The sequence below is a fragment of the Extibacter sp. GGCC_0201 genome, from assembly GCF_017566055.1.
Classification (GTDB): domain Bacteria; phylum Bacillota; class Clostridia; order Lachnospirales; family Lachnospiraceae; genus Extibacter.
In genome coordinates, this window is record NZ_JABFCH010000016.1 from 30,409 (window position 1) to 45,882 (window position 15,474).

Annotated in this window: 15 protein-coding genes; 13 read left to right on the forward strand and 2 right to left on the reverse strand. The window is 50.7% G+C overall.

Going from position 1 to position 15,474, the window contains the following annotated elements:
- The first annotated feature begins 19 nt into the window (after nt 1–19).
- The 10 genes from HJV72_RS11625 (at nt 20) to HJV72_RS11670 (ending at nt 11,902) form a co-directional block, all read left to right on the forward strand.
- Nucleotides 20–883 (forward strand): NAD(P)-dependent oxidoreductase, encoded by an 864-nt coding sequence (locus tag HJV72_RS11625; RefSeq protein WP_208071170.1) that lies wholly within the window; start codon nt 20–22, stop codon nt 881–883.
- 81 nt (nt 884–964) lie between these two features.
- Nucleotides 965–2,017 carry a sugar ABC transporter substrate-binding protein gene (locus HJV72_RS11630; RefSeq protein WP_208071171.1) on the forward strand — a complete coding sequence of 351 codons (1,053 nt, stop codon included), beginning with the start codon at nt 965–967 and terminating at the stop codon, nt 2,015–2,017.
- A gap of 100 nt (nt 2,018–2,117) precedes the next feature.
- A complete protein-coding gene (locus tag HJV72_RS11635; protein WP_208071172.1) occupies nt 2,118–3,686 on the forward strand; it encodes a sugar ABC transporter ATP-binding protein in 1,569 nt (522 codons plus the stop codon).
- Nucleotides 3,683–4,828 carry a sugar ABC transporter permease gene (locus HJV72_RS11640; protein WP_066573604.1) on the forward strand — a complete coding sequence of 382 codons (1,146 nt, stop codon included), beginning with the start codon at nt 3,683–3,685 and terminating at the stop codon, nt 4,826–4,828. Before HJV72_RS11635 ends, HJV72_RS11640 begins: the two co-directional genes overlap by 4 nt.
- 25 nt (nt 4,829–4,853) lie before the next feature.
- Nucleotides 4,854–5,330: a VOC family protein gene (locus HJV72_RS11645; protein WP_066573606.1), complete on the forward strand. Its 477-nt coding sequence runs from the start codon at nt 4,854–4,856 to the stop codon at nt 5,328–5,330.
- Nucleotides 5,331–5,335: 5 nt separating this feature from the next.
- Nucleotides 5,336–6,379 (forward strand): inositol 2-dehydrogenase, encoded by a 1,044-nt coding sequence (iolG, locus tag HJV72_RS11650; protein WP_208071173.1) that lies wholly within the window; start codon nt 5,336–5,338, stop codon nt 6,377–6,379.
- Nucleotides 6,380–6,408: 29 nt separating this feature from the next.
- Nucleotides 6,409–8,394, forward strand: coding sequence for an oxidoreductase (locus HJV72_RS11655; protein WP_208071174.1), 1,986 nt, complete (start codon nt 6,409–6,411; stop codon nt 8,392–8,394).
- 58 nt (nt 8,395–8,452) lie between these two features.
- Nucleotides 8,453–9,634 carry an alcohol dehydrogenase catalytic domain-containing protein gene (locus tag HJV72_RS11660; RefSeq protein WP_208071175.1) on the forward strand — a complete coding sequence of 394 codons (1,182 nt, stop codon included), beginning with the start codon at nt 8,453–8,455 and terminating at the stop codon, nt 9,632–9,634.
- A 5-nt stretch (nt 9,635–9,639) separates the two neighbouring features.
- A complete protein-coding gene (locus HJV72_RS11665; RefSeq protein WP_208071176.1) occupies nt 9,640–10,803 on the forward strand; it encodes an MFS transporter in 1,164 nt (387 codons plus the stop codon).
- Between the two features lie 40 nt (nt 10,804–10,843).
- Entirely contained in the window at nt 10,844–11,902 is a 1,059-nt protein-coding gene (locus HJV72_RS11670) for a zinc-dependent alcohol dehydrogenase (RefSeq protein ID WP_208071178.1), read from the forward strand.
- A 28-nt stretch (nt 11,903–11,930) separates the two neighbouring features.
- On the opposite strand, the gene HJV72_RS11675 is transcribed toward HJV72_RS11670, so the two are convergent.
- Both HJV72_RS11675 and HJV72_RS11680 read right to left on the reverse strand, forming a co-directional pair.
- Entirely contained in the window at nt 11,931–12,590 is a 660-nt protein-coding gene (locus tag HJV72_RS11675) for a GntR family transcriptional regulator (protein ID WP_208071180.1), read from the reverse strand.
- 178 nt (nt 12,591–12,768) lie between these two features.
- The gene (locus tag HJV72_RS11680) at nt 12,769–13,665 is read right to left on the reverse strand and encodes a helix-turn-helix transcriptional regulator (protein WP_208071182.1); all 897 of its coding nucleotides are present in this window, start codon (nt 13,663–13,665) and stop codon (nt 12,769–12,771) included.
- A gap of 151 nt (nt 13,666–13,816) precedes the next feature.
- Between HJV72_RS11680 and HJV72_RS11685 the strand changes: the two genes are divergently transcribed.
- The 3 genes from HJV72_RS11685 to HJV72_RS11690 are packed head-to-tail and all read left to right on the forward strand — an operon-like array spanning nt 13,817 to nt 15,427.
- Nucleotides 13,817–14,401, forward strand: coding sequence for a TlpA family protein disulfide reductase (locus HJV72_RS11685; RefSeq protein ID WP_243765619.1), 585 nt, complete (start codon nt 13,817–13,819; stop codon nt 14,399–14,401).
- A 2-nt stretch (nt 14,402–14,403) separates the two neighbouring features.
- Nucleotides 14,404–14,550 (forward strand): CD1871A family CXXC motif-containing protein, encoded by a 147-nt coding sequence (locus HJV72_RS19985; protein ID WP_256435958.1) that lies wholly within the window; start codon nt 14,404–14,406, stop codon nt 14,548–14,550.
- Between the two features lies 1 nt (nt 14,551).
- Nucleotides 14,552–15,427 carry a 4Fe-4S binding protein gene (locus tag HJV72_RS11690; protein ID WP_208071186.1) on the forward strand — a complete coding sequence of 292 codons (876 nt, stop codon included), beginning with the start codon at nt 14,552–14,554 and terminating at the stop codon, nt 15,425–15,427.
- Nucleotides 15,428–15,474: the final 47 nt, after the last annotated feature.

Below are 15,474 nucleotides of genomic sequence, written 5' to 3' on the forward strand. Positions count from 1 at the left end.
GGAGATATGGAGGAGACAGATGAAGAATATTGCGTTTATAGGTGCCGGCATCATGGGCAGATGCATGATCCGCAACCTTATGAAAGCCGGATATGAACTTACGGTATACGATATCAATCCGGATGCTGTTAAAGAGCTTGCCGCAGAAGGTGCAAAGCCCTGTGAAGAAGTGTCAGCGTGCGTGAAAGGGCAGGATATCGTCATCACCATGGTCACTTCGCCGGCAGTGGTAGAGAGCCTGTATTTCGGGGATGCGGGCATTCTGAACCACGCGGAGGCAGGTACATATCTGGTCGATATGACGACTTCAAGGCCTAGCCTGGCAAAGAAGATATACGAGGCAGCCAAAGAGAAAGGCTTGCATGCCATGGACGCGCCGGTGACAGGCGGGGAATATGGAGCAAAAGAAGGGGTTCTCTCCATACTGGCAGGAGGCGAGGAGGCAGATTTTGAGGCTTGCCGCGACGTACTCTCGGCTATGGGGACGAATCTGACCTATGAAGGTGAGGCGGGCTCAGGACAGCATACAAAGATGGGCAACCAGATTATACTGGCAGGGACTCTCTCCGGCATAGCCCAGGCGGTGGCCTATGCGAAGGCGGAGGGGCTGGACGGGGAGCGGTTTATCAAATCGGTCTCCACGGGGGCGGCTGCAAGCACCCAGCTGAGCCAGCAGGGAATGCATATGTTTGACGGCAATTATGAAGCAGGCTTTTATATCAGACATTTCGTCAAAGATATGAAGATTGCAGTACAGGAAGCACAGGCGGCGGGGCTATGCCTTGAAGAACTAGAAAGCATCCTGAAGAAATATGAGTCGCTTATGGAGGATGGCATGGAATTCTCCGGTATGCAGGCAATCGTGAAGTATTACGCTAAATAAGGAAACTGCACCTAATTCAAAAAAGGAGGTAAATAAAATATGAACAGGTGCCCAGATAAATATATCAAAGGAGGAAAACATATGAAAAAGCAGTTCAAACAGGCGGCGGCCGTGCTTCTGACGGCATGTCTCATTCTGGCGGGGTGTTCGACTGCCCCATCTGACGAGAAAAAAGAGGACGGGAAGAAAGACGGTGGAAAACCGTTGATTGGCGTCTTGTTCCGTACGCTTGCAGAAGAAAAGTGGACGAAGGAAAAGGATATGATGATTGAGCTGGCAGATAAAGAAGGGTATGAAGTCGTGTTCCAGTCTGCCAACGACGATGTAAGCAAGCAGCTCAGCCAGTGTGAGAACCTTCTGGCACAGGGAGTGGATGCGCTTATCGTCCTGCCGGTAGACGACGGGTCTTCAGAGCCGATTGTAGAAAAGGCCCATGCAGAAGATGTCCCGGTCATCTCCTATGACCAGATTGTCCTGAATGCGGATCTCGATTATAACGTAACCTTCGATTCCACAGAGGTAGGGAAGAAGATGGCTACCTACGCGGTTGAAAAAGCTCCGAAAGGAAAATATGTCCTTCTGTGCGGAGGACAGGCGTCTAACAATGCCACGCTTATTAAAAACGGCTGGCATGAGATATTAGATCCATATATCGAGTCCGGGGACATCGAGGTCGTATACGAACAGTATTGCGAGAACTGGTCGCCTGAGATTGCGCTCCAGTATGCGGAAGACGCGCTGACGGCCAACAATGACGACATACAGGCGATTCTATGTGCCAACGATAACATGGCAAACGGGGCGATACAGGCTCTGACAAACAAGAACCTCCAGGGAAAAGTCGTAGTGACGGGACAGGACGCAGATCTGCTCGGCTGCCAGAACATCGTCAACGGGTACCAGTCACTGACCGTGTACAAACCAAGCAGCGCGCTGTCACAGGCAAGCATGGAAGCAGCATTTGCCCTTATCAAAGGAGAGGACGTAAAGACCAACTCGACGATGGACAACGGATATAAAGAAGTTCCTACGGTTGCACTGGAAAGCTTTGTAGTCGATAAAGATAACATTGATGACACGATTATTAAGGATGGTTATCAGAGCAAAGAAGAAGTATATGGTGACAAAAATTAAGAAAGCGGTCTGACGACAGCATCCCGGAAGCCGGCCCATCTGCTTCCGGGATGCTCTCCGGGCCGCTTTCTTCCCAAGAAATGTATGAAGGAGAATATCTATGGGAGAAAGCAAGAAGAATATCCTGGAGATGAATCATATTACGAAGACATTTCCCGGAGTCAGGGCTTTGAGCGATGTCTGCCTGGAGGTGAGATACGGGGAAGTCCATGCTGTCTGTGGTGAGAATGGAGCCGGGAAGTCTACCCTGATCAAGATTTTAAGCGGTATCTATCCGAGAGGAAGTTTTGACGGTGAACTGATCGTGGAAGGTGTAAAAAAGCAGTTTTCCAATGTGAGAGATTCGGAGGATGCAGGCATAGCCACGATATATCAGGAGATTGAACTCATACAGGAACTTTCCGTCGCAGAGAATATATTTCTCGGCAGGCAGCCGAACAAGTACTGTGTCATCGACTGGATGAAGGTGCGGGCCGAGGCGCAGAAAGCATTGGAAGAAGTGGGAATCGACATAGATGCCATGACGAAGGTCCGGGAGCTCGGTGTCGGTCAGCAGCAGCTTGTAGAGATAGCAAAGGCGCTGCAGCAGAACGCCAGAGTACTCGTACTGGATGAGCCGACCGCGTCTCTCTCGGAAGGGGAGGTGGATATATTGCTCGGCATTGTCCGCCGCCTGAGGAAACGGAATGTGGCGTGCATCTATATCTCGCACCGTCTGGATGAAGTATTTGAGCTGGCAGACAGAGTGTCTGTGCTGCGGGATGGCCAGTATATTGGGACAAAGGACGTGTCCTGTATCACGAAGGATGAGCTGATTCAGATGATGGTCGGACGTGAGCTGAAGACGCTGTTTCCAAAAGAAGTGTTCCAGAAAGGCAGACCCGGCTTTGAGGTGAGGCATCTCACGGTGTATGACGGGGCGGACAAAAGCAGGAAGATTGTAGATGATGTAAGCTTTCAGGCCTGTTACGGAGAGATTCTCGGCATCGCGGGGCTCGTCGGGGCTGGCAGGACAGAGATGATTCAGGGGCTCATTGGCGCGCTGCCTGGAAAGGTCACGGGAGAAGTCATCATAGATGGAGAACCTGTCAGGATTCACAGCCCTATCGATGCTGTCAGGTACGGTATCGGGTACGTGCCTGAAGACAGGAAGGGTGCAGGCGCGGTGCTGGGGATGAGCGTCAGGGAGAATATTACGCTGGCAAGCCTGAAGAAGATATTCCATACGTTTATCAACGGAAGCAGAGAGACGAGCGAGGCCGACAAGTATGTGTCCTATCTTCAGATAAAGACACCATCCATTGAGCAGAAGGTTGAAAACTTAAGCGGCGGCAACCAGCAGAAGGTAGTCATCGGCAAGTGGCTGCTCACAGATTCCAGAGTCCTTATCCTCGATGAGCCTTCCAGGGGGATAGATATTGCCGTGAAGGCGGAAATCTATAAGATTATGAACGAACTCGTTAAGAAAGGTGTAATTGTCATCATGATATCCTCTGAGCTGCCCGAGATACTCGGGATGAGCGACAGAATCATCGTGATGAGGGAGGGCAGAATCGCCGCCTGCGCCGGACGGGACGAGATGAATCAGGAGATTATCATGAAATATGCAACCGGTTCGGCAGAGGAACCGGCATATACGCCACAGGAAGACAGGAGTGAACATAAATGACGAAAGAAAAACAGAAAAGAAGAAACCTGAACCAGATGAGGTCATTTACAATGATTCTAGTGTTCATTGTACTGGCGTTCTTTTTACATATCCTGACAAAGGGATTATTCGTAACCGAACGTAACATGTCCAATCTCGTGAGGCAGATGGCGACGACCAGCATACTGGCGGCAGGTGTCTTCTTTCCCATCGTAACAAAGAATATTGACATGTCGGTCGGTTCCATGATGGGGCTGCTCGGCGGAATCTGTGCGCTGTCACAGTTGAAATGGGGGCTTGGCGCCGCAGGGTCTGTACTGCTTGTCCTTGTAATCGGAATCCTGCTTGGGACGTTCCAGGGGGCGTTGATTGCATACGCTGAGATTCCCGCTTTCATCGTCACCTTAGGAGGTTATCTCGCGTGGAGGGGCGTGCTCTATCTCATTACGGGAAGCAAGGCGGTAGCGGTTACGAATGAGGTGTTTACGAATATAGGACGGGCCAACCTGACACCGGCAGCCGGGTGGATCCTTGCAGCCATCGTATCGGCGGTATTCATACTCAGCGCCTTCTATAAACAGAAGGCCAGAAAGCGGAATGGGCTGAAACCGATGCCGCAGTGGAAGGTTATCGCCACGATAGCTGTCTCTCTTGTCGTTCCGTTTGGCGTTACGTGGTATCTGAATCTGTATGAGGGCCTTCCCTTCCCGTTTCTTATTATGCTGGCAGTGGTAGCCATATTTACCCTCGTTGCGGAAAAGACGACGTATGGCAGGAGCGTATATGCCATAGGCGGCAGCATTGAGGCAGCCAGATATTCCGGCATTCCGGCCAGGCGCAACGTAATGTTCGCCTTCTCTATCAGTGGCGGCCTTGCGGCAGTTGCGTCGGTCGTGCTTACGGCGCGGATCAATTCTGCAACCCCGTCTGCGGGCGTCATGGGAGAGATGGATGCGATAGCGGCAGCCGTCATTGGCGGGGCCAGCCTTTCCGGCGGGGTAGGCAAAGTTCCGGGTGTTATTATCGGCGCCCTCATCATGTCCAGTATAGACAACGGCATGAGTCTGATGAATGTAGACTCATCCTGGCAATACGTCATCAAGGGAATCGTGCTCGTCGGCGCTGTATTTATCGATGTCATTGGCAACAAGAAGTCATCATAGACAAAGGAGAGAAGGAGGGATAAGTATGTTTGATGCACAGAGAGTAGTACAGATTGGTGTCGTAGTGAAGAATCTGGACGAAGCGATGCAGTATTATGCAGAGAACTTTGGTATGGGGCCGTTTGCACTTATGGATTCAGATGTGGCGGCAGCCAATTACTACGGACAGAGGAGGCCTCAGCACAACCGGATAGCGCTGTGCAGGCTTGGGCCGGTCGTGTTTGAACTTATCGAGTGCCTGTCCGGCGACTGTGTCCATGCAGACTATCTGAAGGAACACGGCGAGGGCGTAGACCATATCTGCTTTCAGGTAGACAATCTTGAGGAAGAGATCAAGGCGTTTGAGGCAAAGGGATTCCGTTACATAGAAGGAGACGAAAGAGAAGGCTTCGCCTATATCGACGGCGACAAGGTCGGAGGTATGAAGATAGAGATGGTAGATTATGACATGATGGCCTTCTATGAAAAGCTGCTGGGTGAACAGAACGAAGGAAAGGAGTAGATACCATGGAGACGACAGACAGAAAGAGAACGGTAAAGCTTGGCATGATCGGCGCCGGGCGGATGGGCCGGGTTCTGGCAGAAAGCGTGGGACGGTTCAGCGTCAACGTCTGTATCAAGACGATTGCCGACATATATATCGACAATGTGAGGGAGTGGGCCGGAAAGCTCGGCGTGGAGAACCTTACTGCGGATTACAAGGATATCTTGAGTGACGGGGAGATAGAAGGAGTCATCATAACGACGACGACGGATCTGCATGCAAAGTTCATACGGGAAGCCGCAGAAGCGGGAAAACATATCTTCTGTGAGAAACCAATCGACTATGATGTAGAACGGATTGCAGAGGCGCTCAGAACCGTGAAGAAGCACAACGTAAAGCTTCAGGTCGGGTTTAATAAGCGGTTTGATGAAGACCACAGGAAGGTGAGGCAGCTTGTGGAAGAGGGAGCGGTCGGCGACCTTCATATCATAAAGAGCACGAACAGAGATCCGGCGCTTCCGACCCTCGATTATCTGAAGCGTTCCGGCGGCTTTTATCTCGACACTTCGATTCATGACTACGATCTCATAAGATATCTGTCAGGCAGCGAAGTGAAGGAAGTGTACGCGATGGGGGAGACAAACTTTTTCCCGGAGCTGAAGGAGCTGGGGGATGTGGACACACTCGTCATCATGATGAAGCTGGAAAATGGTGCGATTGCTGTTATCGACAACAGCCGCCAGGCCGTCTATGGATTCGACCAGCGGATTGAAGTCTTTGGTTCAAAGGGATGTGCAAGGACGGAGAACAAAGTGCCTACCACGACGATGCTCTATACGGCAGACGCTGTCGAGAGTGAAAAGCCGTTATATTTCTTCCCGGAGCGGTATGAGAAGACATACGCAGAAGAAATCTCCCAGTTTGCCAGAGCAATTGCGGAGGATACAGATACGCCTGTCACAGGTATGGACGGGCTCAGGCCGATGCTGATCGGGCTGGCGGTGAAGGAATCACTTCTGGAAGGAATGCCTGTGAAGGTGAAGAGTCCGGATGATTTAAACATATAAAATATAAGCAAGAGAAAAGAGGGATATATATGAGCAGCATCAAAGATCCTATCCGTATAGGAAATATGGTTGTCAAGAACAGGATGGTGCTTCCGCCGATGAATTCCAATTATTCCAACGAACTCGGCGGAGTGACGCCTCAGATGATAGAATTTTACGCCGACCGCGCCAAAAACGGTGTGGGACTTCTCGTCATGGAAGCCTTGTCTGTCGTGCCGGAGCCAAAGAACCATGGTGTCCAGCCTATGATATATGATGAGAAATTCGTACCCGGATGGTTCAATCTGACAGACCGGGTACACAGCTACGGGGCAAAGATATCTGCGGAGCTGGCCCACTACGGTTCCGAGGGGGCCATCGGACAGAAAGTATCTGCCTCTGATGTAAGCCACTATGTAGGAGAGCCGGTGCATGCAATGACGATAGAGGAGATAAAGGAGTGTGAAGATCAGTTTGCCGAGGCGGCTTACTGGTCCAAGGTGGCTGGATTCGACGCAGTCACACTTCATGCGACCCACGGCTATCTGATGTCACAGTTCCTGTCTCCGATATACAATAAGCGTAATGACGAGTATGGCGGTTCGCTGACGAACCGGCTGCGGTTTATCAAACATGTGATTGAGAAGACGAAAGCAAGACTTGGGTCGAGATATCCGGTCATGGTGCGCATCTCATCCGATGAGTTTTTTGCCGGCGGTATAGAGATAGACGAGGCAGTTCAGATTGCAGTCCGTCTGGAAGAATACGGGGCGGATGCCATCGATGTGTCGACGGGAATGACTGCATCGTACCTGTTTAATATCCGGCCATACAGCCTGACGCCGCTGGAAGGGTATAACATCGAGAATGTAAGAAAAATCAAAAGTGCGGTAAAAGTTCCGGTCATCTATGCGTGCGGCATCCGCGAGCCGGAGATGGCGGAAAAGATAGTATCGGATAACGCGGCTGACATGGTCTGCTTCGGACGCCAGCTTTTGGCAGATGAAAGATACTGCATGAAGATTCTTGGGGAAGATGGGGATCCGATAAGGTACTGCCTGTCCTGTCAGGAATGCCTTACGAAGATGACGATGGGAAGAAGCCTGCGGTGTACCGTTAATCCACGGACAGGCAGGGAATGGCTCTGGCCGCAGGAGATGAAAGAGGCCGGAGAGAAAAAAAGAGTGGCCGTGGCAGGTGCGGGACCGGCGGGGATGGAGGCGGCCCTCACGGCGGCGCGAAGAGGCCATGACGTCACCCTGTATGAAAAGAAGGACCGTATCGGAGGCACATTGACAGCCGCAGCTATTCCACCGGGAAAGCACCGCATTGCAGATCTGATTCGCTACTATGAGTATATGCTGAAAAAGGCGAAGGTAAAGATTGTGACGAATACAGAGTATACATCTGCGACAGCAGAGGAAGAGAAGCCGGATGTGGTGATATTTGGCGGCGGAGCCCGATTCATGCGTGTGATAAAGGGAAGCGAAGGCGGCAACGTGCTTACTGCCGTGGAGGCACTGGAGCATCCTGAGAAGGTAGGACAGAATGTGGTTATCATCGGAGGCGGCGTGTCAGGCTGTGAGACGGCTGAATATTTCTGCGATGAAGCGGTGGAGATTGAATACAAAAGAATGAAAAACTTTCGGGAAGACATCGAATACCGCGTGCGGCTCAGGGAAGGAGCTCACCCGAAGAATATCGCTGTCGTAGAGATGATGGACAGGCTCTGTGCGGATATGGACGAATACAACCGCGCGACGATGATGATCAAGCTGAAGGAAAATGGAGTGAGCCAGTATGTCAATACACGGGTGGAAGAGATTACAGACGATAAGGTAATGCTCTGCGATACCGGTACAGGAAAGGTATTTGCCCTGGAAGCAGATACAATCATACTGGCTGCGGGTCTGAAGCCGCAAAATGCGGAAGAAAGCTATGGCGGCGCCAAAGTATACTATGCAGGTGATAGCGGGCAGATAGGAAAGATTATTGACGCAGTGTACAGCGGGAGATGTATCGGCCTGAATATCTGACACGGTATATACAAGATGATGATGTTAAGAGAAAAGAATAAGCAAGGAGGCATCGGATATGAAGATGAAAGCATTGGTAGTTCACGCGGTCAGGGCGCCAAAGCCGGGCTATGAATTTGACGAGTTTGAAAAGCGTACCGGTATCGTGCGCAACGGAGCAATGGTATGGAAGGACGCCGTATACGGTATCGAGGAAGTTGAAGTTCCGCAGGTTGGAGATGATGACGTGCTGATTAAGGTGGCGTCGTGCGGTGTGTGTGGTTCTGACGGGCACGTACATGAAAAAGATAAAGACGGGTATATCAATTTTGCCTGGCTGACCCGGTTCCCGCTCATACCGGGACATGAGTTCTGCGGCGAGATTGTGGAAAAGGGAAAGAATGTAGAGACCTTCCAGGTAGGCGATTATGTAACGGCAGAAGAGATGCAATATTGCGGACACTGTGAAGAATGCCGTACATATCATTTCAACCAGTGCAGTAACCTGCTGGAACCCGGCTCTACCATCCCGGGCGGAATGGCGGAGTATATCAAAGTGAACAAGAAGTTTGTGTGGAGCATCAATGATATCGTGGAGGCATACGGTGTGGATGACGGGCTGGAGCTTGGAGCGCTCGTGGAGCCGACCGGAATCGCATATAACGGGACGATTATCAAATCAGGAGGCATCCATCCCGGAACATATGGCGCGGTATACGGCGCGGGGGCAATCGGCCTTGGTTGTATCGCTCTTATGCGACAGGCCGGGATGGCGAAGATATTCGCCTTCGAGGTTAATGAAGAGCGGCAGCGTATGGCGAAAGAGTTCGGGGCAGATTATGTATTCAATCCGGTGGAGCTGTCCAAGCAGAATCTGACTTCCAGAGAAGTCATCATGGAGCATACGAATGGGTGGGGATGCGATCTGCAGATAGAAGCGGCCGGCAAGCCGGACATCCTGTATCCTCAGATGTCCCTAAGCGTCGCGGCGGGCGGGGCAATCGTGAATATAGCACACAGCCCGAAGAATGACGCTGCTCCGGTCAATGTGGCACAGATGATCTGGAGAAACGGACGGGTGACCGGAAGCAACGGTCATGCAGGCGACGCCATATTCAAGAATGTCATCGGCCTCATTGCTGCAAAGCGCTTTGACTACCGGAAGCTGATAACGGGTCGGTATGCTCTTGATGACGCAGAGCAGGCCATTATCGATACGCAGAAAGCAGCCGGCGGCAAGAATCTCATTAAGATGAGATGACAGCTATGAGAGACAGCAGAAACATACTGGCAGTACCATTGTATGCCCTTATGCTCGTATATGCATTCTCCGTCACGGCTATCGGACCTTTGCTGCCCGCCCTCATTGCTGAATATGACATACCGCTCCGGGAAGCGGGGTACTTCTCCTTATTCCAGGGATTGGGCGGTATCGCGGGACTTTTACTGGGTATCTTTTTCTCCTCTTACCTCAGGTACGATTACATGGTTAAGATGACGGCCGGAATGTATGGGCTCTCTCTGCTGGCAATGGGAACAATGCCCGGATTTGCACTGGCTCTGCTGCTTTTCTTTCTTATCGGAGGCAGCACAAAGCTTCTCGACTCTACGTTGAATGCTTATGTAAGTGAACTGTACCAGGAAGCGAGTCCGAGGTATCTCAGCATACTTCATGCATGCTTTGGGACGGGGGCGCTTACGGCGCCGATGATTATTACTGCCCTGTCGGCCAGGCGGCTGTATCTTGAAGATACCTTTTACGTGCTTGGCGGAATCTGTGTGGCTGTACAGATTATATATTATCTTGCACAGAAACGATATGGCAGACCTGCCGCCGCGGAGCCGGTAAAGGCCGGGTGGGTCATAGGACTTCTAAAAGACAGGCACATGATCTGCCTCTGCCTCGCTGTGATGGGATACACCGGCTTTTCCTGTGGCTGCTCCATGTGGCTGCCCTCTTATATGGCAGGCCCTATGGGGTTGTCCGGGGGCGCGGCAAATTATCCTGTATATGCCATGTGGGGAGGCATTATCGCGGGGCGGCTGTACTGCGCCGCCCGTTCGGCAAAGTACAATCTGTATCGCTATACGGCGGTATGCAGCGTGGCCGGCGGAGGCGTTATGCTTCTGGCGACGCTCGCCGACCGTCCGTGGATATATATCGTATCATACGTGGCGGCAGGCTTTGCAACCGGCGGTGTCGTCCCACTCGTGGTGTCGATTGCAAACAGACACCGTCCGGAACACAAAGCTTCTGTGACAGCGGTGGTCATGTTTGCCGCAGCAGCAGGATTCATGGTGTTTCCTGCGCTGGCAGGGGCAGTGGCGGAGATAAAATTCTCGTATGGAATTATGCTATTGAACTGCTTTCCGTTTCTCATCGCTGTCAGCATGTATCTGGCAAAAAGGTGTGAACCGGGAAGAAAATGAAAACAATATTCAGAATGTAAGTTGGAAGGAGAACGAAATTATGAAATGTAGACAGGCGTTTATGTATGGACCAGAGGACCTTAGAATCGAAGAAGTGGAGCTTCCGGAATTGAAGCCGGACCAGATATTGATAAAGCTCGGGGCATGCGGTATCTGCGGATCGGATGTAGAGTGCTTTGAAGGAAAGTCAGCGGAGGGAAGGTACGACATTGCTCCGTACGTGCCGGGGCATGAATGGGCAGGTCAGGCTGTAGAAGTGGGGAGTGCGGTGACATCTGTCGTGCCGGGGAATAAGGTGGTCGGAGAGTGTGCCCTTGCATGCTTTAACTGTGCCAACTGCAAAGACGGCAAGCTTCCTTCTGCCTGCCTCAATATGAGAGAAGTAGGCTTCCGCCCGGATTCTCCGGGGGGCATGGGGGAATATATGATTCTGGAAGAGGCATATACCCATGTGATACCAGACGACTGGTCTTACGAGCTGGGCGCATGGGTGGAGACGTTCAACGTCGGCTATGGCGGCGTATGGTATAACGGGTGCTGTCCGGATGCTTCCGATACAGTTGCTATTATCGGCGGCGGTCCGATAGGTCTCTGTGCAAGCATGGTCTCGGCAGAATCCGGAGCCACGGTCATCGTCATAGATCCGCTTGAAGCGAGAAGGGAGAATGCCTTGAAATTCGGTGCAGATATCGTGGTGGATCCGACAGCCGCTCCTGTGGAGGAGCAGATAAAGAAGCTGACGAACGGACGCGGTGCAGATGTGGTCATCGAATGTTCCGGCAATGATATCGGAATCGCATCCCTGTTCGACATAGCTGGAAACAGCGCAAGGGTAGGAGTCATCGGCCATTCCATCGGGCGCAAGGTTCCGGTAGAGATTGGCAAGACGATATGGAAGACACTGCACATCGCAGGTGTCGCAGGGCCGGAAAGATGGTTCCCGAGGACGATTCGCTTCATGTCCAAGATTAAAGATAAGTATGACTTTGCAGCCCTGAATACGCACCACTTTGATTTTGAAGATATTCACGCTGCATTTGATATGGCTGTGAACCATAAGGACATCGCCCGGAAAGTAATGCTCACGTTCAAGGATTAGATAGCAGCGTCCGGGGAAAAGTATCTGCTTAGATGTCCATAGGCTCATCAAGGTAATAATGAGCAAAGTGATATTTTTTTGAAGTCGCTACATGGCGGCGCATGATGGCCTCTGAACGATCTTTGTCAGAGGCCTTTATCGCCTGCAGCAGTTCTTCGTGCTGCGCAAGCGACAGTTCCACAATCTCAGCATTGGCTTTGAACGTAAGACGGCTGCTCAGTTCGATCAGGTTATTCAATGATTGTTCCATCCGTGTGTTTTTGGAAGCGCGCATGACACAGCGGTGGAAGTCCATGTCCTTTACCATCGACAGCTTCAGGTCCCCCTGTTCATAGGCATCCCGGCTTGCGGCAAGAAGATCCTCTAACTGGCCGAGCTCGGCTTCTGATATCCGGATAGAACAGAGCCTTGCGGCCATCCCTTCGAGCGCCTCTCTCATCTCATATATCTGCAGACAGTCCTCCAGCCCTATCTGAGCAATGGAAAATCCTTTGTCCTGTGTAAAATTGACAAAGCCTTCGCTCGCAAGCTGCTGGAGGGCTTCGCGGACAGGAGTCCGGCTCAATTCATATTTACTGCAGAGAAAGGCCTCTGTAAGAAGCGTGTCAGAAGTAAATTCATTGTTTATGATATCCTGCTTGATCTGCGTATATGCAATCTCTTTTTTTGATAATTTCATTTCCATCATGATTCACCATATTCCAATCTATATAAATTATAATGCATCGTTCTAACAGCTATTATAAGATATGGAACAAAATCATACAATAAAGAAATTTCGATATGCCTTTGTTAATATAGTAATGAGCATCGAAACGCCCCATCCCTTCATGACGAAAGGATGGGGCATTTCCGTATCACAGCCGTTATTTTACTCTGCCGTCTTTTTTCTGCCTGACCGGAAGCAGTTCAATATATCCTCTTGTTCCAATCGGTTCCAGCTGGATACGCGGATTACTCGCATCCCATTCGTAACCGGCCGTTGACGGGTCATATTTATCGGCAGCGTCCCGTATCTCTTCGATGGCCTGGCAATAATCCTCTTCCTCGAATGGTTCACCCTTGAACATAAGATAGTCGGCCTCAGGAAGTGTTATGACATCAAAGCCTTCCAAAACAGGGCCGTCGTAGTTTACCTCCACCTCTACCCCCTGTACATATTCAGAGGTGCCGGGAGCCCTGTATGCGTCGGGAAGCCACAGGCATACGGGTTCCCCTTCCAGAGATTTGATGCTCATCAGAAGCCCCCACACGTCGCAGCCCACTTCCTCGCAGTACGGGAAATAATCATCGGCATTTACTCCTCTTTTTATAATCACTTTTCTTGCGGGCTTTGTGACCGCCTGTACAAATACATTCTTTACTTTTTCCATGTTCCGCTCATCCTTTCTGAATTGTCTGTATATGACGCCATACGGAGTAAACAGGTACAAAGGAACCGGATGTTCCATATATTCCTTTGGATTGCATCCGAACTCTCTGTAAAAGGCTCTCTGATAGCCGTCTACGCTTCCAAAGCCCATATCAAATGCAATGTCTGCTACCCGGCATCCTTCGTCCCGCAGACGAAGCGCCGATGCGGACAGCCGCATCCTGCGGATATATTCCGCCGGGGTCAGGTTCGTCCATTTTTTGAACAGCCGGTACGAGTGCCACGGGGAAAACAGAGATTCCCTGGCGAGCTCTGCTAGGGTTATCTGTTCATACAGATGGCCGGCGATATAATTCTGCATCCGCTGGACTGCTTCTATCTGTTCCTTCATTCTGTTACCTCCTTGTTTTCAGTATAAAGAAATAATGAAAAAATTTCTCGACTTTTTTTGCTGCTTTCACCATTGACAAACGCAACTGTAACAAGTATAATTACAATACAAACTGAAAATATAAATGTTACAGATTGAAAAGGAGACGATGATGAAGAGAAGAAGAGCGAAAGCAATTACTATTATAACATTGAGCCTGGCATTGATGCTCACCGCGTGCAGCACCGGGAAGGAAGAAAAGAAAGCCGATACCGGAAGCTCCGAGAGCTCTGAAAGTTCCAAAGCCTCATCGGATGAATCAGACAAAGTGTTCGGAACTTTTGAGTCTGAGACGCTGGAAGGGGAAGCGGTTTCCGATGCTATCTTTTCCAAAGCCGACCTTACGATGGTAAATATATGGGGTACTTTCTGCGGACCTTGTATCCGTGAGATGCCGGATCTGGGAGAACTGAGCCGTGAGTATGCTGACAAAGGAGTGCAGGTTGTGGGTCTCGTCAGCGATGTGGGGGAAGCGAAAAATGAGAAGGCAGAAGAGATTGTCTCCACTACGAAGGCAGATTATACGCACATTGTCGCATCGAAGGATTTGATGTCCGGGATACTTGGCTCTGTAAATGTCGTACCGACTACCATATTTGTCGATAAAGAGGGCAACCAGGTTGGAGAGATATACTCCGGAGCCCGCGACAAAGCAGAATGGGCCGGCATCATAGACAAACTGCTCGGTGAGATATAGTTATGGACAGCAGGAAAATAAGATGGATACGGACGGCACTGTTTTTGACCGCCGCATTGTTTATCTGCATCGGGATTACACGCGGCGAGGCAGTGACCGTATTGACAAAAGCCGTAAATATTTGTTTGGAGTGTATAGGAATTGGCTAAGATGATAAAAGCGATTAGAAAACGGATGAGGCTGTGCGTGCAGATTGCCTTTACAGCGGTAACCAACGGTTACCTGTTCGGGTTCCTCACCGGAAAGATATATACGGGCCCCACCAAAGCGGCATGTGTACCGGGGCTTAACTGTTATTCCTGTCCGGGTGCTCTCGGGGCGTGCCCGATAGGCTCTCTTCAGGCAGTGCTTGGGAGCAGAGATTATAAGTTTTCCTTCTATATTGCCGGGTTCCTGATATTTTTTGGCTCTCTGTTTGGCAGGTTCATATGCGGCTGGCTCTGCCCGTTCGGGCTGATTCAGGATCTGCTGTACAAGATACCGTTCTTCAGGAAGAGAAAGAATCTCCCGGGCCATAAGGTGCTCAAGTGGCTGAAATATGTCATACTCGTTCTGTTTGTCCTATTGCTTCCGCTGCTTGCCGTTGATATCATCGGACAGGGAAGCCCATGGTTCTGCCAGTACATATGTCCAAGCGGTACTCTGACTGCAGGTATTCCGCTTGTGCTGCTCAATGAATCGCTTCAGAATGCAGTGGGCGGCCTGTTCATATGGAAGGTATCATTACTGGCAGCCATAATCATACTGTCATTGTGGGTGTACCGCCCCTTCTGCAAGTATCTCTGTCCCCTCGGCGCGGTCTACAGTTTTTTTAACCCGGTCGCGCTGTACCGATACCAGATAGAAGAAAACGACTGTATCAAGTGCGGGAAGTGCCGGAAGACATGCAAGATGGATATCAAGGTGTGGGAGCAGCCCAACAGCCCGGAATGTATCCGCTGTGGCGACTGTATCAAGGCGTGTCCGACGAACGCCATCAAGAAAGGGAAAGGAGGCCGCAATGAAAAGACACGTAAAAAGAATTAGTTTCATACTGCTCGGTGCGGCGCTTGGATTTGCGTACTATGTATTCA

Bases quoted from the DNA above. Each gene is read 5' to 3' on its own strand.
- HJV72_RS11680 (WP_208071182.1), bottom strand. From the start codon at position 13,665: ATGAAGGAACAGATAGAAGCAGTCCAGCGGATGCAGAATTATATCGCC.
- HJV72_RS11630 (WP_208071171.1), top strand. From the start codon at position 965: ATGAAAAAGCAGTTCAAACAGGCGGCGGCCGTGCTTCTGACGGCATGT.
- HJV72_RS11660 (WP_208071175.1), top strand. From the start codon at position 8,453: ATGAAGATGAAAGCATTGGTAGTTCACGCGGTCAGGGCGCCAAAGCCG.
- HJV72_RS11655 (WP_208071174.1), top strand. From the start codon at position 6,409: ATGAGCAGCATCAAAGATCCTATCCGTATAGGAAATATGGTTGTCAAG.
- HJV72_RS11645 (WP_066573606.1), top strand. From the start codon at position 4,854: ATGTTTGATGCACAGAGAGTAGTACAGATTGGTGTCGTAGTGAAGAAT.
- HJV72_RS19985 (WP_256435958.1), top strand. From the start codon at position 14,404: ATGGACAGCAGGAAAATAAGATGGATACGGACGGCACTGTTTTTGACC.
- HJV72_RS11635 (WP_208071172.1), top strand. From the start codon at position 2,118: ATGGGAGAAAGCAAGAAGAATATCCTGGAGATGAATCATATTACGAAG.
- HJV72_RS11640 (WP_066573604.1), top strand. From the start codon at position 3,683: ATGACGAAAGAAAAACAGAAAAGAAGAAACCTGAACCAGATGAGGTCA.
- HJV72_RS11665 (WP_208071176.1), top strand. From the start codon at position 9,640: ATGAGAGACAGCAGAAACATACTGGCAGTACCATTGTATGCCCTTATG.
- HJV72_RS11690 (WP_208071186.1), top strand. From the start codon at position 14,552: ATGATAAAAGCGATTAGAAAACGGATGAGGCTGTGCGTGCAGATTGCC.
- HJV72_RS11685 (WP_243765619.1), top strand. From the start codon at position 13,817: ATGAAGAGAAGAAGAGCGAAAGCAATTACTATTATAACATTGAGCCTG.
- HJV72_RS11675 (WP_208071180.1), bottom strand. From the start codon at position 12,590: ATGATGGAAATGAAATTATCAAAAAAAGAGATTGCATATACGCAGATC.
- iolG (WP_208071173.1), top strand. From the start codon at position 5,336: ATGGAGACGACAGACAGAAAGAGAACGGTAAAGCTTGGCATGATCGGC.
- HJV72_RS11670 (WP_208071178.1), top strand. From the start codon at position 10,844: ATGAAATGTAGACAGGCGTTTATGTATGGACCAGAGGACCTTAGAATC.
- HJV72_RS11625 (WP_208071170.1), top strand. From the start codon at position 20: ATGAAGAATATTGCGTTTATAGGTGCCGGCATCATGGGCAGATGCATG.